Source organism: Rhodoferax sp., from assembly GCF_010365055.1.
GTDB lineage: Bacteria > Pseudomonadota > Gammaproteobacteria > Burkholderiales > Burkholderiaceae_C > Rhodoferax.
On record NZ_JAAFHA010000009.1, the window covers coordinates 1 to 23786 of the forward strand.

Consider the following 23786-nt stretch of genomic DNA (forward strand, 5'->3'; position numbering starts at 1 on the left):
CTGCTGTATCACCTGCAGCATGTGCCGCAGCACCGCTGGCAATGCAGTTGCGGCGAACTGGTTGAAGGCGGGTTCGAGCAGTGCTGGGCCTGCGGCGCCTGGATGCCGCGCTGAAGGCTGCATTGCCCCCGGCTGGCATGACGCCCACTGGTAGGACAATAGCGCCATGACCCTGACCGAACTCAAATACATCGTGGCGGTGGCGCGTGAGCGCCACTTTGGCAAGGCCGCCGAGGCCTGCTATGTCTCGCAGCCGACGCTCTCCGTCGCCGTCAAGAAGCTCGAAGAAGAGCTCGACGTCAAGCTGTTTGAGCGCAGCGCCAATGAAGTCAGTGTGACGCACCTGGGTGAAGAGATCGTGCGCCAGGCGCAAAGCGTGCTGGAGCAGGCTGCCGCCATCAAGGAAATTGCCAAACGCGGCAAAGACCCTTTGGGCGGGCCGCTCACGCTGGGCATCATCTACACCATTGGCCCGTATCTGCTGCCCGATCTGGTGCGCCAGATGATTGCACGCACGCCGCAAATGCCGCTGATGCTGCAGGAGAACTTCACCGTCAAACTCTTGGAGATGCTGCGCACCGGCGAGATTGACTGCGCCATTCTGGCCGAGCCGTTTCCGGACGCCGGCCTGGCGCTGGCGCCGCTGTATGACGAGCCTTTTTTGGCGGTGGTGCCTTTCAACCACCCGCTGGCCGCGCAGACGCAGGTGACGACCGAGCAACTCAAACAGGAAACGATGCTGCTGCTGGGCAGCGGCCACTGTTTTCGCGATCACGTGCTGGAGGTTTGCCCGGAATTTGCGCGCTTTTCCAGCAACGCCGAGGGCATTCGCAAGAGCTTTGAAGGCTCGTCGCTGGAGACCATCAAGCACATGGTGGCAGCCGGCATGGGCGTTACGCTGGTGCCACGCCTGAGCGTGCCCAAAGAGGCGCTGGCCGCCAAGCCGCGGCGCAAACGCGACGAAGACCCGTATGTCAAATACCTGGCGTTTGAAGGGGAGCCGCCCAAGCGCCGCGTGGTGCTGGCGTGGCGGCGCAGCTTCACGCGTTATGAGGCGATTGCCGCCCTGCGCAATGCCATCTATGCCTGTGAACTGCCGGGCGTGCAGCGCTTGTCTTGACTGCTATTTATAGAAAATTGGCCTCTAGCCCACGTATCCATTGCGCAAGCAGCTATCAAATAGTTAGCTAGCCTGCCTTTGACCTAAACCGAGTCATGCTTGTGAATCCCGTTCCATTTCGTTTGTCGCTTCAATCCCGGCTCGCCCTTTACCTCGACCTGATTCGCTGGAACCGCCCCGCTGGCTGGCTGCTGCTGCTGTGGCCCACCTTGAGCGCCCTGTGGGTGGCTTCAAGCGGCTTCCCGGGCTGGCATCTGCTGAGTGTGTTCACGCTCGGCACGATCCTGATGCGCAGCGCCGGGTGTTGCATCAACGACGTCGCCGACCGCGACTTTGACCGCCACGTCAAGCGCACCGCCAGCCGGCCGGTGACCACCGGCGCCGTGTCGGTCAAAGAAGCGCTGGCCGTGGGCGCCGCGCTGGCGCTGCTGGCCTTTGGCCTGGTCCTCACCACCAACGCCATCACCATCGGCATGTCAGGCGCCGCACTGGCCGTGACATTGGCTTACCCCTATGCCAAGCGTTATGTGGCGATGCCGCAAGCGGTGTTGGGCGTGGCTTTTGGCATGGGCATTCCCATGGCCTTCGCCGCCGTGTTGGGCGAGGTGCCGCTGCTGGCGTGGCTGTTGATGCTGGGCAACCTGTTCTGGGTGCTGGCCTATGACACCGAGTACGCCATGGTCGACCGTGATGACGACATCCGGCTGGGCATGAAAACGTCGGCCATCACCCTGGGGCGCTTCGATGTGCCGGCGGTCCTGTTTTTTTATCTGGCTTATCTGCTGATTTGGGACGTCGCCCTGATGCCCTATGTGCAAGGTGCTCTGTTTAATATAGCATTTGCGCTCGCCTTCGGGCAGGTGGCCTGGCATTACGCCCTGATTCGCAGCCGCTCGCGCGACGGTTGCTTCAAAGCCTTTCGCCTGAACCATTGGCTCGGCTTGACCTTGTTTGCAGGCATTGCGGGCAGCTACGCCCTGAAATAAAAAGCCGCCCGTCTGGGCGGCTGGGATGCCTGAAACAGCATTTCTTGAAGGGCTCAGGCCGCGCCAAATTCAGCCGCCAATTCAACAGCGCGTTGCCTGGCGGCGTACATGGCATTGATGAGCAGCGCCTGCATGTCATCGTCTTCCATCGAGGCAATGGCGGCAAAGGTGGTGCCACCGGCGGAGGTGACTTGCTGGCGCAACACCTTGGGCGGCTCGCTGCTGGCCTTCGCCAGTTCGCCCGCGCCAATGAAAGTCGCCACCGTCAACTGGTGCGCCTGCTCGCGGCTCAATCCCATCTCGGTGCCGCCCGTGGTCATGGCCTCCATCAGGTAAAACATATAAGCCGGGCCGGAGCCCGACACGGCAATCACCGCATTGAGCAGCTCTTCTTGATCAAGCCAGAGAAACTCGCCCGTGGTGGCCATCACCTGGCCGACCCAGTCCTTGTCGGCGCTGGTCACCGCCGCGCGGGCGAACAGGCCGCTGATGCCTTTGCCAATCAGGGCTGGCGTGTTGGGCATGGCGCGCACGATGCGCTCGCTGCCGAGCCACTGCGCGATGCTGTGGCTGGGAATGCCGGCGGCCACGCTCAGGTGCAAGGCTTGGGCGGTGTAGGGCGCTGCGGCCAGGGCCACCTGTTTGAAGACTTGCGGCTTGACGGCCCAGATGACCATATCCGATGCACTCAAAAAATCGCCCGCTTCGGCGCGCGGCTGCAGGCCAAAGCGGTTCTTGAGCGCTTCGCGTGTCTCGGCCAGGGGCTCGACCACGTCAATCAGTCTGGGGGAGATGCCTTGCTTGATCAAGCCGCCAATGATGGCGCCCGCCATATTGCCGCCGCCGATGAATGCGATGCGTTGGGTCATGAGTACTTTCTAATGGGTTGAGGACAGAGCTTGCGCATTTCGTGTCGCTACGGTCTGTCCCGCAAAGTAAAAGAAGGCGAGTTTAATCAAAGCACCGTTTGCCGTACGGCATGTTCCCAGCGTTCCATCAGTTCAGCCGCACGCGCTGGCGACATGGTGGGCAAAAAGCGCCGCTCGGCCTGCCACAACGCACTGAGCTCGTCGGTGCTCTGGTAGACGCCAGTGGCCAGGCCGGCCAGGTAGGCGGCGCCGAGCGCCGTTGTTTCAATCACCGCCGGCCGCACCACCGGGATGCCCAGTAAGTCGGCCTGAAACTGCATCAGCAGGTTGTTGACGCAGGCGCCACCGTCCACGCGCAACTCGGCCACCGCAGCGGCGCCAGCCTGCACGGCGTCGCGGCTCATGGCTTGGAGCAGGGCCGCACTTTGAAACGCAATGCTTTCCAGCGCGGCGCGCGCGATGTGCGCCAGCGTGCTGCCACGGCTCAAACCGGTGATCGAGCCGCGTGCGTCGGGCTTCCAGTAAGGTGCGCCCAGGCCGGTGAAGGCCGGCACCACGATGACGCCGCCGGCATCGGGCACGCTCTCTGCCAGCGCTTGCACCTCGGCGCTGCTGGGGATCGCGCGCAGACCGTCGCGCAACCACTGCACCACCGCGCCGCCTACAAACACGCTGCCTTCCATGGCAAATTCAGGTTGCGGCGTGGTTTGCGCGGCGCTGGTGGTGATCAGGCCGTTGCTCGATGTCTGAAAGCGCTGGCCGGTGTGCATCAGCATGAAGCAGCCGGTGCCGTAGGTGTTTTTCACCATGCCGGGCTTGAAACAGGCCTGGCCGAACAAGGCGCTTTGCTGGTCGCCGGCCACGCCGCCGATCGGGACCGCGGCGCCCAGCAGATCCGCGTCGACCTCGCCAAACAGCGCGCTCGATGGCTTGATTGCGGGTAGCAGGCTGGCCGGAATGTCCAGTGCCTGCAGCAGCTCATCGTCCCACTGGTTGCTGTGCACGTTGAACAGCATGGTGCGCGAGGCGTTGCTGACGTCCGTCGCATGGACCGCACCATGGGTGAGTTGCCAGATCAGCCAGCTGTCGATGGTGCCAAAGGCCAGTTCGCCGTTGGCCGCCTGCTGGCGCGCACCGGGCACCTGATCGAGCAGCCACTTGAGCTTGGTGCCGGAAAAATAGGCATCGACCAGCAAGCCGGTCTTGGCCTGGATTTTGGGGGCCAAGCCGCGCGCGCGCAGCTCAACGCAGGTGGGTTCGGCCCGGCGGTCTTGCCAGACGATCGCGTTGTGCAGCGGCAGGCCGGTTCTGCGGTTCCAGAGCACCGTGGTTTCACGCTGGTTGGTGATGCCCAGCGCGCGCACATCACGGGCGCCAATGCCTGCTTTGGCCAGCGCATCACGCGCGGTGGCCAGCTGGGTGCGCCAGATCTCCATCGGGTCGTGTTCGACCCAGCCGGGCCGCGGGTAGATCTGCGTGAGTTCCTGCTGGGCTTGGGCGAGGATGCTGCCGCGTTCGTCAAAAACGATGCTGCGAGAACTGGAGGTTCCCTGGTCAATGGCGAGCAAGTAGGTCATGCGAGGGTCCTGAACTGGCGAATAATGCAGTCGTCTTTATCCCACGAGCGACTCATGCCCACTTTACCCGAAGCGCTTGTCACAGACCGCTCGCAATTGATCGCCCGTCTCGCCGAGTCGCGCCACTACGACGTGGCCATTGTCGGCGGTGGCGCGACCGGCCTGGGTGTTGCGCTGGATGCGGCGGCGCGGGGCTTTAGCGTGGTGCTGATGGAGTCTCACGATTTTGCCAAAGGCAGCTCGTCACGCGCCACCAAGCTGGTGCATGGTGGCGTGCGCTATCTGGCCCAGGGCAATATTGGGCTGGTGCGTGAAGCGCTGCGCGAGCGCAGCACGCTCTTGCACAACGCCCCGTATCTGGCGCAGCCGCTGGCGTTTGTGATGCCGACCTACCAATGGTGGGAAAAGCCTTTCTACGGCATTGGCCTGACCCTTTATGACGTCCTGGCGGGTAAGGCTGGCCTGGGGCGCACCGAATTCTTGAGCCGGGCCGAGGCGCTGGCGCTGTTGCCCACGGCGCAGCCGCAGGGGCTCAAGGGCGGCGTCAAATACTGGGACGCCCAGTTCAACGACGCCCGCCTGGCATTGGCGCTGGGCCGTACGGCCGCCGTGCATGGCGCGCTGCTGCTCAACTATTGCCGCGCGGTGGACTTGTTGTACGAGCAGGGCAAGGTGGCCGGACTGGTCTGTGAAGACGCGATCAGTGGCGAGTCGTATCGCATCGCGTCGCGCTGTGTCGTCAACGCGGCCGGCGTTTGGGTTGATGAATTGCGCCAGAAAGACGGCCAGGCCAATCAGGGCGATGGCCGGCGCCCGACGCAGCCGATGGTGGCCCCGAGTCAGGGCGTGCACATGGTGGTGGACCGCGAATTTCTGGGCGGCGACACCGCCCTGATGGTGCCCAAGACGGCCGATGGCCGGGTCCTGTTTGCCGTGCCTTGGCTGGGCAAGGTGATTCTGGGCACCACCGACACGCCGCGTCATGACCTGGCGCGTGAGCCGCAGGCCTTTGCGCACGAAGTTGAATTTATCCTGTCTGAGTCGGCGCGCTATCTGCGCCGTGCGCCCAACCGGGCCGACGTCAAGAGCATATGGGTCGGGCTGCGCCCGCTGGTCAAACCGCCCGACGACGAGGGCGAGAACACCAAGGGTTTGAGCCGCGAGCACACGGTGCGGGTCAGCCGCAGTGGGCTCGTCACGGTGACCGGCGGCAAGTGGACCACTTACCGCGCCATGGCCGAAGATGTGCTGGAGCAATGCGCCGACAAGCAGCTGATCGACGCGCGAGCGGCGGGCGTCACGGTTGATTTGAAGCTGGTCGGCGCCGATGAGGCGCCGGGTCAGGCGCATTCCATCAGCGAGGCGCCCGGCCTGCACTCTTATGGCAGCGAACAGGCTTTGGTGGCGGGTCTGCCCGGCGCGCAGACGCTGTTGTGCGACGGTTTGACCGAAGCCATGGTGCGCTTTGCCGCACGCCACGAGTACGCGGTCACCGTCGAAGATGTGCTGGCGCGCCGCTCCCGCCTGTTGTTTCTCGATGCCCGTCTGGCCAGTTCGCTGGCCGCGCAAGTCGGTGCCCTTTTGTTGCAGGAGACCGGTCTCGACCCGCAGATCAACGCCTTCACCGCACTGGCCGAGCACTACCTGTGTCTGCCGGCGTCGGCCTGAGGCCCCCCATACACCCCGCAGGGGCCGGCTTATGCTGATCCGCGTCAAGCGGCAGCGCCGGCACAACTGGTATGCTTTCTTCTTTGCTTTGTTAACGAAGGATCAATTCATGAAGAAGCTGCTGCTGGTCTGCCTGCTGGCTGCCACCCCTTTTGCCACCACCAGTTGGGCGGCTGACAAGGTCGTCCCTATGGCGCCTGCGGCCCTGGTCGTTTCGGGCGAAGTGCTGGAGGTGAAGGACGTTGAAATTTATACCTACCTGCGTCTGAAGACCAAGGACGGTGAGATGTGGGCCGCGGTCAGCAAGGCGCCGGTCAAGGTGGGGGCCAAGGTCAGCATTGAAAATTCAATGGTCATGAAGAACTTTGAGAGCAAATCACTCAAGAAGACCTTTCCGACCATCATTTTTGGCAGCCTGGGCGGCGCCGGCCCGGTGGCGGCGGGCATGCCTGCCGCTGCTGCCAAAGTGGTGGATACCACGCCGATCAAGGTCGCCAAGGCCAGCGGCGCCAATGCGCGCACCGTGGCCGAAGTGGTGACCAAGGCGACGGAGCTCAACGGCAAGCCGGTGCGGGTCAGTGGCAAGGTGGTCAAGTACAACTCCGGCATCATGGGCAAAAACTGGATTCACCTGCGCGACGGCACCGGGCTGGACGCTGACAGCAGCAACGATCTGTTGGTGACGACCACCGCTGAGAGCAAAGTCGGTGCCGTCGTGACCGTGACCGGTGTGGTGCGCACCAACAAGGACTTTGGCGCCGGTTACAGCTACAAGGTGCTGATCGAGGACGCTAAGCTGTAGCTCAGGCCGCGGGTGCCTGGCACAAGTTTGGGCGCTTGAGTCCTCCCGATGCAAGAAACCCAGCCCATTGACCCCACGCGCTGTCCGCTGTGCGGCCAGAGCAACCAATGCGCTGGGCAGCTCGAGCGTATGACCGGCATCCCGCAGCCGGCGTGCTGGTGCAAGCAGGTCACTTTCGGGGCTGAACTGCTGGCGCGCGTGCCAGAACCTGCCCGACGCCAGGCCTGCATTTGCGTCGCCTGCGCCCAGGCGGCTTCACGCTAATAAATAGATAGCTGCTTGCGCAGGCTGGACGCGGGCTGGAGCCTGATTTGGCATAAATAACTGTCCTGATCCCGTTATCGTTTCAATGGTTCAATAAATCTTGTATCATTGCGGCATGGATAAATTGCTCGCTACCACCGTCTTTGAGTCACTCTCGTCAGGCGTGCGGCTGGACATCTTCCGGCTGCTGGTCAAAACCGGGCCGCAGGGCCTGGTCGCCGGAGAAATTGGCGCTGCGCTGGCCGTGCCGCCGACCAATCTGTCCTTTCACCTCAAGGCGCTGACGCACGCGCAACTTGTGTCAGTCATACAAGAAGGGCGCTATCAAAGGTACCGCGCCAACCTGGCGTTGATGCAAGAGCTGATCGGCTATCTGACCGCCGAGTGCTGCGCCGGCCACCCCGAGCAGTGCCCCGAGATTTGCCTGGCGCCGGTTTGCGCCTGATGGTTTCCATGGGTCATTCCTGATACGGCCCGCGTTCTTCAATCTTCCAGCTTCACTTCTGTCTGAACCATGAAAATTCTCTTTTTGTGCACCGGCAATTCCTGCCGCTCGATCCTGGCTGAGGCCACGTTCAATCACTTGGCCCCCCAGGGCTGGCACGCGATGAGCGCAGGCAGCCACCCCAGCGGCTACGTGCATCCGCGCTCGCTGGCCTTGCTGGCGCGTGAGGGCATTGCCACCGAAGGCTATGCCAGCAAGTCGTGGGACAACTTGCCGCACACGCCGGACATTGTGATCACCGTGTGTGCCAATGCCGCCGGTGAGGCCTGTCCCGCTTACCTTGGCCCGGTGCTGCGCGCCCACTGGGGCGTGGAAGACCCGGCGCACGCCACCGGCACCGATGCCGAAATCGATGCCGCCTTCCTGAGCGCCTACCTCATCCTGCGCGCGCGCATTGAAGCCTTTCTGGCGCTGCCGCTGGATGCGCTGCAGCACGACCCGCAAAAACTCACAGCGGAGCTCGATCGCATTGGCAGCTTGATGCCGGTTTGAGCACATTTTCTACACAAAGGAAATCATCATGAAAAAAGTACAAGTCTTCGACCCCGCCCTGTGCTGTAGCAGCGGCGTTTGCGGCACCGACGTTGACCAAGCCTTGGTCAGCTTCTCGGCCGACGTCGATTGGGCCAAGCAGAACGGGCTGACCATCGAGCGTTTCAACCTGGCACAGCAGCCGATGGCCTTTGCCGACAACGCCGCCGTCAAAGGCTTGCTGGAGCGCTCGGGTGAGGCCGCGTTGCCGATCACGCTGGTTGATGGCGAAGTGGCTTTTGCCGGGCGCTATCCCGCGCGCAGCGACCTTGCGCGCTGGCTGGGCACCGCGGTGGCGGCGCCTGAAACACCCGCAGCCGCCGCTGGTAGCTGCTGCTCAGGCGGCGCTTGCTGCTGATTCCACTCCTGAGTTGCTTCTGGCGGGATGGCCCTGCCTGCCACCCGCTCGACCGAAAGTGTCCCCATGAAATTCCTCCTGAACCCGCCGCGTTTCTTGTTCTTCACCGGCAAGGGCGGTGTCGGCAAGACCTCCATTGCCTGCGCCACGGCGATTGAGCTGGCAACGCAGGGCCAACGCGTGCTGCTGGTCAGCACCGACCCGGCTTCCAACGTCGGCCAGGTGTTTGGTATTGCCATTGGCAACCAGATCACCCCGGTGGCCGACGTGCCGAACTTGAGCGCGCTGGAAATTGACCCGCAAGCCGCCGCCCAAGCCTACCGCGACCGCATCGTCGGCCCCGTCCGTGGCGTACTGCCTGAATCGGTCGTCAAGGGGATTGAAGAGCAACTCTCGGGCGCCTGCACCACCGAGATCGCTGCGTTTGACGAATTCACCGCGCTGCTGACGGATGGCGTGTTGACGCAGGATTTTGACCACATCATTTTCGACACCGCGCCCACCGGCCACACCATCCGTATGCTGCAGTTGCCCGGTGCCTGGAGCGGTTTCCTGGAGAACGGCAAGGGCGATGCGTCCTGCCTGGGCCCATTGGCTGGACTGGAAAAGCAACGCGCTCAATACAAGGCGGCGGTCGATGCCCTGGCTGACCCCTTGAGAACCCGCATGGTCCTGGTGGCACGGCCACAGGCAGCGACATTGAACGAGGCAGCGCGCACGCATGGCGAGCTGGCAGGCATTGGCCTATCCAAGCAGTATCTGGTGATCAACGGCGTGTTTCCAGCGTCTGAAGCGGCGCATGACCCGCTGGCACAAGCTGTTTTCAAGCGTGAGCAAGCGGTGCTGGCCCATCTGCCCGAGGCCTTGCGCGATTTGCCCACCGATCAGATCGGGCTCAAGGCGTTCAATTTGTTTGGGCTGGCGGCCTTGAAACAACTGTTGGACAGTGAGTCCACCGTATGGCCGACGCCGGACCTGCCGTTTGATGCGCCCAAAATCAAGGCCCCCAGCCTGGCCTCCCTGGTCGATGACATCGCAGTAGCAGGCCACGGTCTGGTCATGCTGATGGGCAAAGGCGGTGTCGGCAAGACGACGCTCGCAGCCGCCGTGGCAGTGGAGCTGGCCACACGCGGCTATCCCGTGCACCTCACCACCTCCGACCCGGCGGCGCACCTGATGGAAACGCTGCATGGGACCCTGAAGCACCTGACCGTCAGTCGCATCGACCCGCATGAAGTCACGCAGCAGTACCGCGCCGCGGTGTTGGCCAGCAAAGGCGCCAAGCTGGATGCCGCCGGACGCGCCGTGCTGGAAGAAGACCTGCGCTCGCCCTGCACCGAAGAAATCGCGGTGTTTCAGGCGTTCTCGCGCGTGATCCGCGAGGCCGGCAAGCAGTTTGTGGTGATGGACACGGCGCCCACCGGCCACACCTTGCTGCTGCTGGACGCCACCGGCGCCTACCACCGCGATATCGTGCGCCAGATGGGCAGCAGCGGCAGACACTTCACGACACCGATGATGCAGTTGCAGGACCCCCAACAAACCAAGGTTCTGATCGTCACCCTGGCCGAGACCACGCCCGTGCTCGAGGCCGCCAATCTACAAGCCGACCTGCGCCGCGCCGGCATTGAGCCCTGGGCCTGGGTCATCAACAACAGCGTGGTAGCGGCCGTGGTGACCTCCCCCTTGCTCAAAGCACGCGCCCGCAATGAACTGTCTGAGATTGAATCGGTTGCGACCCGCCACGCCACGCGTTATGCGCTGGTGCCGCTGTTGCAAGAAGAACCGATTGGCGTGCAACGCTTGCGGCAACTGTCTGAGCAGGGGGCTTGAACCATGAGTGCCCAATGTGAAGTGATGGCCAAGCAGGCCGCTAGCGCACCGATGAGCGTGTTTGAGCGCTACCTGACGGTGTGGGTGTTCCTGTGCATCGTCGTCGGTATTGCCCTGGGGCAGCTGTTGCCCGGTGTGTTTCAGGCCATTGGCCGGATGGAAGTCGCGCACGTCAACCTGCCGGTGGGGGTGCTGATCTGGGTGATGATCATTCCGATGCTGCTGAAAGTGGACTTTTCGGCGATGCGCGAGGTTGGCAAACACATCAAAGGCATTGGCGTCACGCTGTTTGTCAACTGGCTGGTCAAGCCCTTCAGTATGGCCTTTTTGGGCTGGCTGTTCATCCGGCAACTGTTTGCACCCTGGTTGCCGCCCGACCAGCTTGACAGCTACATCGCCGGCCTGATTTTGCTGGCCGCCGCACCCTGCACCGCCATGGTGTTCGTCTGGAGCCGCCTCACCGGGGGCGACCCGCTGTTTACCCTGTCGCAAGTGGCGCTGAACGACGGCATCATGATCGTGGCCTACGCCCCGCTGGTGGCATTCTTACTGGGGCTCTCCGCCATCACAGTACCGTGGGACACCCTGCTGATTTCGGTCGCGCTGTACATTGTGATTCCGGTCATCATCGCCCAGCTTTTGCGCAGGTCGCTGCTGCGCCAGGGTCAGGCGGTGTTCGACGCGACGATGGAAAAAATTGGCCCATGGTCGATTGCCGCTCTGCTGGCCACGCTGGTGCTGCTGTTTGCGTTTCAGGGCGAGGCCATTTTGAAGCAGCCGCTCATCATTGCCCTGCTGGCGGTGCCGATTCTGATCCAGGTGTTTTTCAACTCAGGCCTGGCCTATCTGCTCAACCGCGCGGTGGGTGAGAAACACAACATCGCCTGCCCCTCTGCCTTGATCGGCGCCTCCAACTTCTTCGAGCTGGCGGTGGCTGCGGCCATCAGCCTGTTTGGCTTCAACTCAGGCGCGGCATTGGCCACGGTGGTGGGCGTGCTGATCGAGGTGCCGGTGATGCTGCTGGTGGTGAACGTCGTGAACCGCTCCAAGGGCTGGTACGAGCGGGCTTGACGACCGACCGGGCGAAGCAGCGCTTTCGGCCCAGGGACTCAGCTGCTGGCGGCGACAACGGGCGTGATGGGGTGTGTCCGCCCGCTAGGCCACTGTCGCCGGAACACGCCATTTGATCATCGCAACCTTCAAGGCGTCGTTAACAACCAGGCACGACACCATCGCGTAAGCGAAAATCGCCAGCGTCTGCCACCAGGGCAGTGGCAGGAGTCCGGGCAGGCCCAGGAGCGTCAGGCCGGTACCCATGAATGCCACCGCAACAATGGCCACCACAAGGGGCTTGCTGGGCATCGTTGTCCAGAACCAGCGGCGCTCCCGCGCGGACACAATGGAAAAAACGGCCATGTAGAGCAGCGTCAGAAAGCTGAAGGTGTAGAGGGCGTCATCATTGCTCGCCAAGCCAAAATGCGCCCAGCCGATCCACAACAGGAGAAGTGCCTCCGTGACCATGGCGATGCCCAGCACCACGGCCACCGTGATGAAGCCGCCAATGTTCCAGGTCTCCGGTTCATGGGAGGGTTGCACGTGGTCGGTGGCCAGGGCGATCTTGGCGAAGTCCGTCATGAATACCAGCAGCAGCATCGCAAAGGCGGAGACGACGAACTTGCCGGTCACCACGAACGCGATCGCCACAAAGGCCGCCTTCAGGATCGTGCGGCTGATCTTGTTGATGATCCAGGTCAGAATGCGCTGGTAGATGGTCCGCCCCTGCTCGACCAAGGCCACGATGTTCGTCAACCCCGGTTCGGTCAGGACCACGCTGGCAGCCCCTTTGGCAACGTCGGTCGCGGTGCTGACGGCGATGCCAACTTCAGCCTGGCGCAGCGCCGGTGCATCGTTGACGCCGTCGCCCGTCATGCCGGTCACATGCCCGGCGGCCTGCAGGTGCTGCACCACGAGATATTTATCCTCTGGATAGACTTCAGCGAAACCATCGGCGCCGGCCAGCAAATCCAGCGCCGCGTTGCCAGCCTGCGCACTCACGGCCTTCAGATCCGACACGCGTTGAATGTTGGACAACCCCACGCCTTGCGCGATCTCACTTGCGACTGCCAGCGCATCACCGGTGAGCATCTTCACCGAAACGCCCAGGCCGCGCAGCGCCGCGATGAGCTGCTTGGCGTCCGGTCGAGGCGGGTCAAACAAGGTCACCAGTCCCAGCAAGGCGGGTGGTCCTGTCTCGGTACCACGCGCCACCGCCAGGGTTCGATAGCCCTTCAGTGCTGATTCGCTGACCCGCGCCTCCAATGCCTCGATCGCGGGAGGCTGGAGCCCGCAGGCCTGGGCGACGGTGCGCACGGCGCCTTTCATGACGCGCAGCCGCTGGCCATTCTGCTCAAGCACCGCTTCCGTGCGCCGGTTTGTTGCATCAAACGGCGCAAAAGAGATCGGCGTGATGGCCCCCGCGTTGTCAAAGACGCGCCGTTCTTTTGCCGCCGCCAGGAACGCCAGGTCAAGCGGATCCTGGTTGGCCTCTTGCGATGCGAGTGCGGCGGCAAACAAGACGTCGGATTCTGTCGCCTGCGCCAGCGGGATCACGCCAGTGACGGCCAATTGATTCAGCGTGATCGTGCCGGTTTTGTCCACGCACAGCACATCCATCGTCGCAGCATCCTCGGTGGCACTCAGGCGCGTGACCAGCACACCGCGCTTCGCCAGCTCTTTCGCTCCGACCGCCATGCTGACGGTGAACATCACCGGGAGGGCGACTGGCACCGCACTCATCAACAGCACGAGCATGAGCGGAACCATTTCAAGCAGGGGTACGTGGCGGATCAGCGAGAGGATGATCACCACGCCGAGCAGCGCACCAACGATGACGAACAGCCAGCGCACCACCTTGGCGACCACCGCTTCAATGTGGAGTTTCGGCCGCGCTTGCTGCACCAGTTGCGTGGTGCGGCCAAAGTAGGTCTTCGCGCCAGTCAGCATGACCACGCCATTGCCTTCACCCCAGCGCACCACCGCGCCTGACGACAACATGTCGGCGGGCGCCTTCTCCACCTCCTTGGACTCGCCGGTCAGGGCGGATTGGTCAATGCGCAGCGCGCCGGTGAGTAGTTTCACATCGGCCGGAATGATGTCTCCGGGCCGCACGCGGATGATGTCGCCCGGCACCAGCTCCCGGGCCGCCATGACCTGCCAGCTTGCCTCGCGCAGCACGCGTGCGCTGACCTGCAAGCGCTGCCGCAACGTTTCGACGACGCCAGCGGCCCGGCGCTCCTGCATGAAACCCAGCACCGCGTTGACCACCAGCAGCGCGCTCACCACCGCAAGGTCCGAGTATTTGCCGAGCACCGCCGACAACACCATGATCAGTTCAAGCATCCACGCCGACACGCCCCAGAACTTGCCGAGAAACAGGAAGATCGGGTGGTCTTTTTGTTCGGCGACTTCGTTGTAGCCATGCTCCTTGCGCCGGATGTCCACCTGCACCCGCGTGAGACCGGTTTCCGGATTGACCTCAAGCAGCGCGAGCGTGGCCGGCACCGACGCGCTTGCGGTGTCAGGCAGCTTGGTCGTGGCTGGCATTGCGCACGCTAAATCAAGTGGCCGACACTAGCCGATGGAACCCATCATCTTCCGCGGATCAACAACACCGGCTTCGTGGCGACGCGCACCACGCCCTCGGCGACACTGCCCAGGAACAGGTGGCTCAGCCCGCTGCGGCCATGGGTGCATATGACGATCAGGTCTGCAGGCCACGCCTGGGCATCCGCCGCGATCATTTCCGGGATGCGCTGGCCCCTGGTGTCGATGCTGAGCAGCCGGGTTTCGACCGGGATTCCGGCGCTTTTTGCCACCGCCTCCGCATTGCGCAGGATTTCCTGCCCACTCTTGGTCACAGCATCGGAAATCTCCGCCGGATCAACAAATTCTGCGCTCAGGTAGCTATTGATGAGATCGACTGCATGCACGATCCGAAGCTGTGCCTGGTTTTCCCTGGCCAGCGTAATCGCTTCCTGCAAAGCCTGATCCGCCGTCTGACTGCCATCCACCGCCACCAAGATTCGTTTGAACATAGTGCCTCCTGAATTGAGTCCACTGAAGTTATCGCCAGGAAATGCTACTCCTAAACGTCGATTTCGACCACCCTCGAACGCAAAGCGGGGCAGCAGTGCGGCCGCCGGGGAATCCCTGCGTGTACCCACCGCTGATGCCAATGACGCGCTATGGAAATCATGGACTTACTCATGAGCCGGTCATTTGTCAGGGAATTTCGGTGCTCGCATGAAACCGAACTGAATTGCGGCCCGCCTGCTTGGCTTGGTACATGGCGGTATCGGCCCACTTGAGTACATCGTCCGGGTCGCTCTCGGGACCCCGGAAAACCACCGCGCCAACACTGATGGTGCACTGATGTTCGATTCGTGTGGCCACTTGGTCTTTGGTCTTGACGGTCAATAGGTAGGGAAGTGACAGGCCGGCACGAATCTTTTCTGCCACGATCCCGGCTTGCTCTGTTGACTCGGCTTGCCTCGCATCCAGTTCGGTCAGCAGCACCACAAATTCGTCACCGCCGAAGCGTGCCACCGTATCCACCTCCCGCACGCAATTCATCAGCCGTGCGGCCGCCTCCATCAAGAGCAAATCACCTACCGCATGCCCATGCCGGTCATTGAGCGGCTTGAAGTTATCCAGATCCAGAAACAGCAAGGCAGCAAAGCAGTTGCTGCGCTTGCTGAGGGCCATGGCCTGGCTCAAACGGTCGGTGAGCAGGCGCCGGTTCGGCAATTGGGTGAGGTGGTCAAAAAAAGCCAATTGACGAATTTGATCCTCCATCTGCTTGCGCGCGCTGATGTCGCGAATGCAAACATGAATCGCGGGATCGCCGTCATAAACGATGGCGGTTCCCTGCACTTCAACGTCAATCACACGGCCATCGAGCTTGAGAAACCGGGTTGCCACCATGGGCGTGATAGGCACATGGTCATTGATGTTCTTCATACGCTCGGTTTGCACTTTCAAATCGTCCGGATGAATCAGTTCGGCCGTTGATTTGCGCAATAGGCTGGAGGCATCTGGTGCGCCAAACAGCTTGATCGCCGCCGGGTTGGCATAAAGAATTTGGCCCTGCCGGTGTACCAGGATCGATTCGGGCGTCCATTCGATCATGGTGCGGTAGCGTTCCTTGCTTTCCTGCAACGCGGCCTGCGCCTGTTTGAGATCGGTGATGTCTTGCGTAATGCCCACGGCGCGTCGCTTCAGCCCATCGGAGGCCAGTCCTGATTCGGCCTTTTGTCGAACCCACCGCACTGTTTCCCCGACCAGGATGCGGTGCGCGTGGTCAAAGGCATCGCCTTGCAGTGCGCGCTGCCAGGCGTGTTCCAACTCATTCCGGTCGGCCGGATGAACTTGCGACAGGTAGGCGGCATGACTGATGCTTGTGCCTTCGACCAACCCGAAGATACGGCAGGTCTCGGCCGACAAACTCATTGTTTCCTGCGTCATGTCGTAGACCCAACTTCCTACTTTGGCGACCGCTTGCGCGCGGTGCAGTTCAGCCTTGCTTTCCTGCAGGGCTAGCGTGCGACGTTCAAGATCGCTGCTGGCTGTGCGCAGTTCATGCAAGCGATTCTGGTAGGCGCGCAAGACAAAAACCACCAGTGCAGCCGACAGGAGATACATCAAAATTTGATCGCCGAAGTAAATCACAACGGGTGAGGGCAGCGGTGGTGGCAGAAAACCCCAGGATTCGGCCAGGAATAAGCCAACCGTTGCCAGCACGGTGAGGGTGGTCAGCAGGAGCGCTACGCGTGCGTTGAGCAGCCAACCCGCCATCAAAATAAGCACCGGATAGACGATGACCACCGGTGCCCGCACACCGCCCACAAAGACAGCGATCCCTGTCATCACGGCCCAGACGCCGAACGTCAGCAAACAAATAGTGGCATAAATCCTGCCGTGAGAAAGAAGATACCAACCCAAAGCCGCCAGCAAGAACAGCAGGAGCGGCCCGACAGTGCGCATACTCGCCTCTGGTACGACGATACCCAGCGCCATCACAGAGGCCACCGCGCCGATCAATACCGCAGCGACGCCGTACTTTGCCAGTGTCAGCGACGGCGCCCCGGCAATCAGCGGGTCAGTGCTTCCGGCAAGACGCGCCAGTGGCTCATCAGTGTTTTTGATTTTTTCCTCCCTTGCCGACATACGACAGGGTTCGTATGGCTTTGCTCAAGTGCGGTTGATGTATTTTTTTGCCGCAAGAAAAATTTTAGTCTGTTTTGAAGAATTCATTATCCACATGCACCTGTAGCCGGTCGCGTTTGGGTGGCACGCCGGGGCATTTTTCAACGCTGAAACCGAGCTCAGTGAAGCGGCGGCGAACTTGAGCGGCCACAGTGTAAGTGGCAAGCCAGGTGCCGCTGTGGCAGTGCTGCGCCACCGCGCCCAGGGTGGTGTTTGACCACATGTCAGGATTCACCGCGGGGCTGAAGCCGTCCAGATAGACGGCATCGGCTTTCAATCTCATATTTGCTATTAATAATATAGCGTTATATGCCTATTCTACGTGAGCTAGAGGCCAAAAAGCCTTACAAATTGTCCACATGCACCTGCAGCCACCACTCCAGCAGCGCCAGGTGCCATAGCTTGCTGCCCTGGATGCGGGTGAAGTGCTCGGGTGCTTCCGGATCGGCCAGCAGTTTGTTCACGTAGTCGCGCTGGTAGAGCCCGCGCTTGATGCAGGCGTCCGACATCAAGATGCCGCGCATCAGTTCCAAAAAGGGTCCGCGCACGTATTTGAGCGCGGGCACCGGAAAGTAGCCTTTGGGCCGGTCAATCACCGCGTCTGGAATCAGCCCGCGTGAGATCGCTTTGAGCGGAAACTTGCCGCCTTCCTTGAGTTTGAGTTCAGGGGGCATGCGCGCCGCCAGTTCCACCAGTTCGTGGTCCAGAAACGGCACGCGCACCTCCAGGCCCCAGGCCATAGGCATGTTGTCCACGCGCTTGACCGGGTCGTCCACGATCAGCGTGGTGGCATCCAGGCGCCAGACCTGGTCCAGAAAAGTGTCGGCGTGGGGTTTGCTCAGTTCGCCGGCAATCAGCTTGGATGTGACATCGCCCACCTGAAACGCCGGCGCGATCATTTGCAGGTATTCCGCATGGTCGCGGTCAAAGTAGTGCTGGCTGAAGCGCTCCAGCGGCGAGCCTTGCGCTGCTTCCATCTTGGGGTACCAGAAATAGCCGCCAAATACCTCGTCGGCACCCTGGCCGGACATCACCACGTTGACTTCTTTGGAGACGCGTTCCGCCAGCAGATAAAACGCGATCACGTCGTGGCTGACCATCGGTTCGGTCATTTGCGCAACGGCTTCTGGCAGGCGCTGCATCACCTCCTGGTTGGGAATGCTGAACTGGTGATGCTGGGTGTGAAAGTGCTGGGCAATTTGGTCAGAGTATTCAAACTCGTCGGCCTTTTCCGAGCCTGCGCCCACACCTTCAAAGCCGATGGAGAAGGTGCGCAAATCAGGCACCTGCTCCGCCAGCAAGCCGACCAGCAGGCTGGAATCAAGCCCGCCTGACAGCAGCACGCCGACCGGGACATCGGCGGCGAGCAGCCGGCGTTTGACGCTCAGTGCGAGTTGCTCGCGGGTGGCGGCCAGCCATTCGGCCTCGGGCAGCGCCTTTTCAAGCCGCGTGGCGTCCAGCGTCCAGTAAACCTGCTGGGTGCTGGTGCCGTCCGGCTCCAGCCGCAAGGTCGACGCGGGTGGCAGTTTGCGCACGCCTTGGAGCACCGTGCGCGGCGCGGGCACCACGGTGTGCAAGGTGAAGTGGTGGTGCAGCGCCACCGCGTCCAGCGTGGTGTCCACCCCGCCGCCCGCCAGCAGCGCGGGCAGGCTGGAGGCAAAGCGCAGGCGCTTGCCGGTCTGGTTCAGGTACAGGGGCTTGATGCCAAAGCGGTCCCGTGCCAGAAATAACTGGCCGCTGCGCTGATCCCAAATGGCAAAGGCAAACATGCCAATGAAGCGCTTGACGCATTGGTCGCCCCAGGCGTGGTAGGCCTTCAAGATGACTTCGCTGTCGCCTTCCGAGAAGAAGGTGTAGCCCATGGTGAGCAGCTCAGCGCGCAGTTCGCGGTAGTTGTAAATCGTGCCGTTGAAGACCAGCGCCAACGCCAGCGCAGTGTCCACCATCGGCTGGTGCGCTGCCTTTGATAAATCAATGATGGACAGGCGCCGGTGGCCAAACGCCAGTGGGCCGTGTTGGTAAGTGCCCGCGTCATCCGGCCCACGGCGCGCCAGTTGGTCGGACATGCGCGCAAGGGCTGCCATATCTGGTGCGGCGTTGTCAAAACGCAGCTCACCGCAAATGCCACACATCAGCGCTCCCCTGTGGCCGGCGTCTGCGGCGGCAGCACAATCACCGGCGCAAAGCCACCCCCCTCGGTGCGGAAGTTGGTGGTTTGCCCGGCGTACATGCGCGCTGCCAGCAGTTGGACGACCCCGTGGTAGGTGTAGGCGCGCAGGTCAAACTTCAGGTCGGTCTGCACGCCGTCGACTTCAATCAGGCGTTGGCCGGGTGGCACCAGGGCCTGCGCCACAAAGTCGCCGGCCAGAATCTCGCCCCAGACCCGCCGCGTCAGCTTGTCGCCGCGGTAAGCCGCCTTGCCGCCGAAGCTGGCGACCGGCTTGAAAAAGAGCTGGCGGCGCCTGGCCCAGAGTTCATCGGCGCGCTCAGATGTCACCAGCTGCGTCTGCGGTACGCCCGCTTGCAACAGGCGGCGGTCTGCGCTGGAGGCGCCCCAGGTCGCCAATAAATCATCCTGGCTGAGCGCGATCAGGTTGCGCTTGTCGGCATACAGGGCGTGCGAGCGCGGGTGCGGCGTCAAAACCACGGCGCCTGCTTCATAGGCGCTTTTCAGGGCCTGGTGTCTTGGCTCGGCCAGGTAAAAATCAGTCAGGCGGTTGTAGACCAGGTCCACCACTCGGGCCCCGTGCCAGAGCTTGCCCTCGCGCCAATCCAACTCTGACGGGTCAGCCACGCTGGCGGCCACGCCGTGGCGAATGAACAACTGTCGGAACATCTCAAATTCGGGCGCCAGGTACTGCGTGAGCGGGTCGTCGTCCACGATCAGGGCATAGCCCAGGGCGGCATTGCCGCGCTGGCGCTGCCATTCAAACGCAAACATGTCAAAGAAAGTTTGCTCCAGCGTGTCAGGCGAGGCTTTCGGCGCAAAGACCCAGTTCATTTCCTCGCAACAGGCCTCCTGGGCCCGCGCCAGTGCCACATTGAGCAAAGCGCCACCGGCATTGGTGTTGATCTCGATCAGTTGCGGCCCCTGCACGCCCAGATGAAAGTCAAAACCCATGCAGGCCCCGACCGGTCCAAAAGTGTGTTGGGCTATCGCGGGGGCACGCGCCAAGGCTTGGGCCTGGTAGCCCGGCAAGCCGATCACGCGCTCAATGGCGGCAATCGTTGCCGTCATTTTTTTCGCCGTTTCGCTGGCCAGAAATACAACGGTGGACGAGAACAGGTGCGGTCGGGTTTCGGTGATGCTTTGCATCAACCCCTTGAGGCTGGGGTCGCGCTCAATCTGCTCGCGCAAGCGGCTTTGATTCAGGGTGCGACAAAAGCAGTCCTGGTTCAGGGCCTCGGCCGTACTGCGGCTCGGTAGAGGTGCAGTGCCAGGCGTTGAATCAGGCGTCGGACTCACGGGTGCGAATGAATTTTGGTTGCTGGAGCTCATGCTTAAGCATACGACAACCCGAACGGTCGAGTTGTCCACCCCTTTACTGGAAAAACGCCAGGAACGGCAAGGGCCTCAAGGACCCGGGTGAGCGAAGCACTCACCCGATTGGCTCAGCCAAATTTGGCAAATAGCTTCGAGTAGGGGCCCTTGAGCTTGCCGATGGCCGCCTTGACCTTGTCGGCGTCCTGTGCGAACAGGGCGGCTTTGAGGTCGGCGACCGACTGGCCGACCGCCTTGTTGAGCGACAGGAACTCTTCGTTCTTCAAATTCTCTGCCGCTGCTTCGCTTTTCAGTTTGGCGGCCAGGTAGTCCAGCGCCCCCACTTGCGCAGTCAACTCAAGCACGCCATTGGGTCCTGCCAGGGTCTTGGCGCCGCCCTCCATCACGACCTCCATCTGCGTGTGGTACGCATTCATATGGTCGCTGTAGATGATGACCTGATTGCGGTGGCGCATGTCGGCCATCACTTCGCGCGCCCGCTCCAGGGTGTTGTGCGCGGCGCTGAGTTGATCCTGGTCGATCTCGGTGGCCGCTTTCGCGTAAACCTGGCTCACCTCAGCCAGCGAGCTGGCAAAGGCGGGGTCGCGGTCATATGGCGCCGGGGGCTGGGCGCCAAACTGCGTGGCAATCTGGCGCCAACCCTGCTGGGCCCGCGCCACGGCTTGCCGGGCGTCGTCTTTCGCGTTGTTGCCGGTCTTGTACAGGGCGACGCGATAGGGCGCGTAGGCTTTCTGCATGGCCTCAGTCACCGGATCGGCTGCGCTAGCGGTGCCGCCAGCCAACATGAGCGCTAATAGTAGGGCGGGTTTGAACATTGCAGATTAGCCAATCAGACCACGGGCTTTCATCATGTCGCAGCGATTTTGCCGCGGTTCCGGCAGGGTGATGCCTTTCTCCTTGGCGCGTGCTTCCATGGCCTTGTGCTGCTCGCTTTGTAGCAGCTTGCATTCGTCATAGGTCTTGACCGCACGCATCTTGGTCATCATGGCGGTACGCTCTTCAGCGGTCATCAACGCCGCGCCGCCCATGCCACCCATGCCACGTGCACCGGGGCCCATGGGGCCAGCGCCGGGGCCGCCATTCTGCATGCCCATGCCCATGCCACCCCACATGCCGGGGCCAGGCTGCGCTAGCACTGGCGCGGCCAAGGCGGCACCCAGCAGGGTGACCAGAGAAATGCTCTTGAGGAGGGTTGTCGTTTTCATGATGGATTCCTTCGGTTTTGTATGACTGCAGGACGGCGGCGAATCCGCCGTCCTTGAGAATGATTGGAGCGCGCGGATGTAAGCCGCGTGTTGCGCGTCAGGACTGATTTGCATCGCAGCATTGCAGATCGGCCTTGCGATACAGTGCGTTACAAACATAAGGCCTGCGCGCTGAAAATAGACCTCGCGCCCAGTTGCGCTGGTGCGCGCCGAGTGGACAAGGATCGAAATAATGGAAAAACGTGATTGCATTCTGATCGTTGATGACGAGCCGGAAATCCGTCGGCTGCTGGTGGACTACTTGACGCGCAACAACTTTGAGGCCGTGGCCGCTCGCGACGGCCGCGAAATGTGGCAGGCGCTGGACCGGCACGCGATTGACCTGGTGGTGCTGGACCTGATGCTGCCGGACACCGATGGCCTCACGCTTTGCCGTGACCTGCGCGCCAAGTCCAACCTGCCGGTGCTGATGTTGACCGCCCTCGGCGAGGAAACCGACCGCATCGTGGGGATCGAAATGGGCGCTGACGACTACCTGGTCAAGCCCTTCAACCCGCGCGAACTGCTGGCCCGCATCAAGTCTATCTTGCGTCGCACGCGCGCACTGCCGCCCAATCTGCGGCCCGAATCGGCGCGCTGTCTGTGCTTTGCCGGCTGGTGTCTGGATACGGCGGAACGCCTTTTGACCGCGCCCGACGGCGTCGCCACGCCCTTGTCGGGCGGTGAATACCGGCTGCTGCACATTTTGCTGGACCACCCGAACCGCGTTCTGAACCGCGACCAGTTGACCGAAATGATCCATGGCCGCGAAGCCGAGGCGTACGACCGCGCGATTGACGTGCAGGTCAGCCGGCTGCGCCAGCGCCTGCGCGACGACAGCCGCGAGCCGACACTGATCAAGACCGTGCGCGGCGAGGGTTATGTGCTGGCCGCCACCGTGCAGAGGCAGGCTCAATGCGCCTGAGTTGGCGGGCCTGGCCGTCCAGCCTGTTCGTGCGCATGGCGCTGATCCTGCTGCTGGGGCTGCTGGTGGCGCAGGGGCTGAGTCTCTGGCTGCAATGGGGAGAGCGGGCCACGGTGGTGTCGCAGGCGCGTGGGCAAAATTTTGTTGATCGAATGGCTGAGGCTGTACGCGCCCTGGAGGCCACTGCGCCAGCCCAGCGCAGCGCTGCGCTTGAAACGCTGTCCTATGGCAATTGGCAAGTGAGCCTGATCAGCGGGGATCAAGTCTCACAGAACCCGCCACGCGGCGCGATGCACAACCTGTTCAGCGACCGGCTCGGCAGTCCGCGTGAAATCCGCCCGGTGGGCAGTGCCGCCGGCATGGGCATGATGCACGGAAATATGATGCCGCGCAGCTTTGATGTGCGCTTGCGCGACGGGCAATGGGTCAGATTTTCGGGCGGACGCGAGCCGGGCACCCCCGCTTTGCCCAGCGATCTGATCGTGCGCCTGCTTGTCACGCTGATGATTGTCACCGCGGTCGTGATGTTGGCCGTGCGCCAGGCAACCCAACCGCTCAAGCAACTCGCCCAAGCCGCCGACACGCTCGGCCGTGACCTCGATGCGCCCGCCTTGGCTGAAGTCGGCCCAATGGAGACGCGCCGCGCTGCCCAGGCTTTCAACCGGATGCAGGCACGTATCAAACGCCTGGTCAACGAGCGCTCACGCGCACTGGCGGCCGTCTCCCATGACTTGCGCACGCCGCTCACGCGCCTGCGCCTGCGTGCCGAGCTGGTTGATGACGAGAAACTGCGAGATCAGATGGCCGCTGATCTGGATGCCATGGCCGCCATGATTGATGCCACCCTGGATTACCTGCGCGGTTTGCAGACCAGCGAAGCCGTGCGCCCGATTGACATCAATGCGCTGCTGGCCAGCATGAGCGAAGACGCGCTGGTGCTCGGGCGCCACATCAGCATCCAGGGCCAGGCGCAGACACCCTATACGGGGCGCCTGTCGGCCTTGCGCCGCGCGTTGCAGAACCTCATCGACAACGCCATCAAATATGGTTCCTGTGCGCATTTGCGCGTAGAAGATGATGCAGGCGAATTGCGCATCATGGTCGAAGACGAGGGGCCGGGCATTGAGCCCGGTGAACTCGCCCGCGTCACCGAACCCTACTACCGCCTCGACGCGTCGCGCAACAGTGCGACCGGTGGTGTCGGGCTGGGCTTGTCAATCGCCAAAGACATTGCATTGCTGCACGGCGGCGACCTGGTACTTGCCAACCGCCCGCAAGGCGGCCTGTGCGCCACGCTCAAGCTGCCGCGCGGACCCAGGGCCGGCCCGTAAGCACGGG

22 protein-coding genes and 1 pseudogene are annotated in these 23786 nt (G+C 62.4%); 13 read left to right on the forward strand and 10 right to left on the reverse strand.

Annotated elements, in window-relative coordinates; genetic code table 11:
- The 3 genes and pseudogenes from GZ093_RS03885 to ubiA form a co-directional block, all read left to right on the forward strand.
- A pseudogene (locus GZ093_RS03885) lies at positions 1-114 on the forward strand (DUF2007 domain-containing protein); the annotation flags it as partial.
- A 52-nt stretch (positions 115-166) separates the two neighbouring features.
- Positions 167-1120 (forward strand): LysR substrate-binding domain-containing protein, encoded by a 954-nt coding sequence (locus GZ093_RS03890; RefSeq protein WP_296482371.1) that lies wholly within the window; start codon positions 167-169, stop codon positions 1118-1120.
- A gap of 101 nt (positions 1121-1221) precedes the next feature.
- Positions 1222-2106 carry a 4-hydroxybenzoate octaprenyltransferase gene (ubiA, locus tag GZ093_RS03895; RefSeq protein WP_296482374.1) on the forward strand — a complete coding sequence of 295 codons (885 nt, stop codon included), beginning with the start codon at positions 1222-1224 and terminating at the stop codon, positions 2104-2106.
- Between the two features lie 53 nt (positions 2107-2159).
- Here the strand turns inward: ubiA and proC are convergent, their stop codons facing one another.
- Together proC and glpK are read right to left on the reverse strand one after the other, a co-directional pair.
- A complete protein-coding gene (gene proC / locus GZ093_RS03900; RefSeq protein WP_296482376.1) occupies positions 2160-2975 on the reverse strand; it encodes a pyrroline-5-carboxylate reductase in 816 nt (271 codons plus the stop codon).
- An 86-nt stretch (positions 2976-3061) separates the two neighbouring features.
- Entirely contained in the window at positions 3062-4552 is a 1491-nt protein-coding gene (gene glpK / locus GZ093_RS03905) for a glycerol kinase GlpK (protein ID WP_296482379.1), read from the reverse strand.
- A gap of 54 nt (positions 4553-4606) precedes the next feature.
- Between glpK and GZ093_RS03910 the strand changes: the two genes are divergently transcribed.
- From GZ093_RS03910 to arsB, 8 genes are all read left to right on the forward strand, one after another.
- Complete coding sequence (locus GZ093_RS03910) at positions 4607-6220, forward strand: glycerol-3-phosphate dehydrogenase/oxidase (protein WP_296482381.1); 1614 nt, start codon at positions 4607-4609, stop codon at positions 6218-6220.
- A 109-nt stretch (positions 6221-6329) separates the two neighbouring features.
- Entirely contained in the window at positions 6330-7022 is a 693-nt protein-coding gene (locus GZ093_RS03915; RefSeq protein WP_296482384.1) for a nucleotide-binding protein, read from the forward strand.
- Positions 7023-7070: 48 nt separating this feature from the next.
- Positions 7071-7286 (forward strand): cysteine-rich CWC family protein, encoded by a 216-nt coding sequence (locus GZ093_RS03920; protein WP_296482387.1) that lies wholly within the window; start codon positions 7071-7073, stop codon positions 7284-7286.
- A 115-nt stretch (positions 7287-7401) separates the two neighbouring features.
- On the forward strand, positions 7402-7731 hold the full coding sequence (locus GZ093_RS03925) for a helix-turn-helix transcriptional regulator (RefSeq protein WP_296482390.1): 330 nt from the start codon (positions 7402-7404) through the stop codon (positions 7729-7731).
- A 69-nt stretch (positions 7732-7800) separates the two neighbouring features.
- Positions 7801-8283, forward strand: coding sequence for an arsenate reductase ArsC (locus tag GZ093_RS03930; RefSeq protein WP_296482395.1), 483 nt, complete (start codon positions 7801-7803; stop codon positions 8281-8283).
- 28 nt (positions 8284-8311) lie between these two features.
- Positions 8312-8680, forward strand: coding sequence for an arsenite efflux transporter metallochaperone ArsD (gene arsD, locus GZ093_RS03935; protein WP_296482398.1), 369 nt, complete (start codon positions 8312-8314; stop codon positions 8678-8680).
- A gap of 66 nt (positions 8681-8746) precedes the next feature.
- On the forward strand, positions 8747-10513 hold the full coding sequence (gene arsA / locus GZ093_RS03940) for an arsenical pump-driving ATPase (protein ID WP_296482401.1): 1767 nt from the start codon (positions 8747-8749) through the stop codon (positions 10511-10513).
- 3 nt (positions 10514-10516) lie between these two features.
- On the forward strand, positions 10517-11584 hold the full coding sequence (gene arsB, locus GZ093_RS03945; protein ID WP_296482403.1) for an ACR3 family arsenite efflux transporter: 1068 nt from the start codon (positions 10517-10519) through the stop codon (positions 11582-11584).
- A gap of 84 nt (positions 11585-11668) precedes the next feature.
- Here arsB and GZ093_RS03950 read toward each other — a convergent pair whose 3' ends face one another.
- From GZ093_RS03950 to GZ093_RS03985, 8 genes are all read right to left on the reverse strand, one after another.
- Positions 11669-14116 carry a plasma-membrane proton-efflux P-type ATPase gene (locus GZ093_RS03950; RefSeq protein WP_296482405.1) on the reverse strand — a complete coding sequence of 816 codons (2448 nt, stop codon included), beginning with the start codon at positions 14114-14116 and terminating at the stop codon, positions 11669-11671.
- Positions 14117-14160: 44 nt separating this feature from the next.
- Positions 14161-14607: a universal stress protein gene (locus GZ093_RS03955; RefSeq protein ID WP_296482408.1), complete on the reverse strand. Its 447-nt coding sequence runs from the start codon at positions 14605-14607 to the stop codon at positions 14161-14163.
- A gap of 187 nt (positions 14608-14794) precedes the next feature.
- Positions 14795-16738, reverse strand: coding sequence for a sensor domain-containing diguanylate cyclase (locus tag GZ093_RS03960; protein WP_296482410.1), 1944 nt, complete (start codon positions 16736-16738; stop codon positions 14795-14797).
- 64 nt (positions 16739-16802) lie between these two features.
- Entirely contained in the window at positions 16803-17060 is a 258-nt protein-coding gene (locus tag GZ093_RS03965; protein ID WP_296482412.1) for an MnmC family methyltransferase, read from the reverse strand.
- A 61-nt stretch (positions 17061-17121) separates the two neighbouring features.
- Positions 17122-18909: an N-acetylglutaminylglutamine amidotransferase gene (locus GZ093_RS03970; protein WP_296482414.1), complete on the reverse strand. Its 1788-nt coding sequence runs from the start codon at positions 18907-18909 to the stop codon at positions 17122-17124.
- Complete coding sequence (locus GZ093_RS03975) at positions 18909-20243, reverse strand: hypothetical protein (RefSeq protein ID WP_296482416.1); 1335 nt, start codon at positions 20241-20243, stop codon at positions 18909-18911. Before GZ093_RS03975 ends, GZ093_RS03970 begins: the two co-directional genes overlap by 1 nt.
- A gap of 146 nt (positions 20244-20389) precedes the next feature.
- Positions 20390-21094 (reverse strand): hypothetical protein, encoded by a 705-nt coding sequence (locus tag GZ093_RS03980; RefSeq protein WP_296482419.1) that lies wholly within the window; start codon positions 21092-21094, stop codon positions 20390-20392.
- A 6-nt stretch (positions 21095-21100) separates the two neighbouring features.
- Positions 21101-21484, reverse strand: coding sequence for a hypothetical protein (locus GZ093_RS03985; protein ID WP_296482421.1), 384 nt, complete (start codon positions 21482-21484; stop codon positions 21101-21103).
- A 232-nt stretch (positions 21485-21716) separates the two neighbouring features.
- Between GZ093_RS03985 and GZ093_RS03990 the strand changes: the two genes are divergently transcribed.
- Positions 21717-22448 carry a response regulator gene (locus GZ093_RS03990; protein WP_296482423.1) on the forward strand — a complete coding sequence of 244 codons (732 nt, stop codon included), beginning with the start codon at positions 21717-21719 and terminating at the stop codon, positions 22446-22448.
- On the forward strand, positions 22439-23779 hold the full coding sequence (locus GZ093_RS03995; RefSeq protein ID WP_296482425.1) for an ATP-binding protein: 1341 nt from the start codon (positions 22439-22441) through the stop codon (positions 23777-23779). The genes GZ093_RS03990 and GZ093_RS03995 overlap by 10 nt, the downstream gene beginning before the upstream one ends.
- Positions 23780-23786 lie beyond the last annotated feature (7 nt).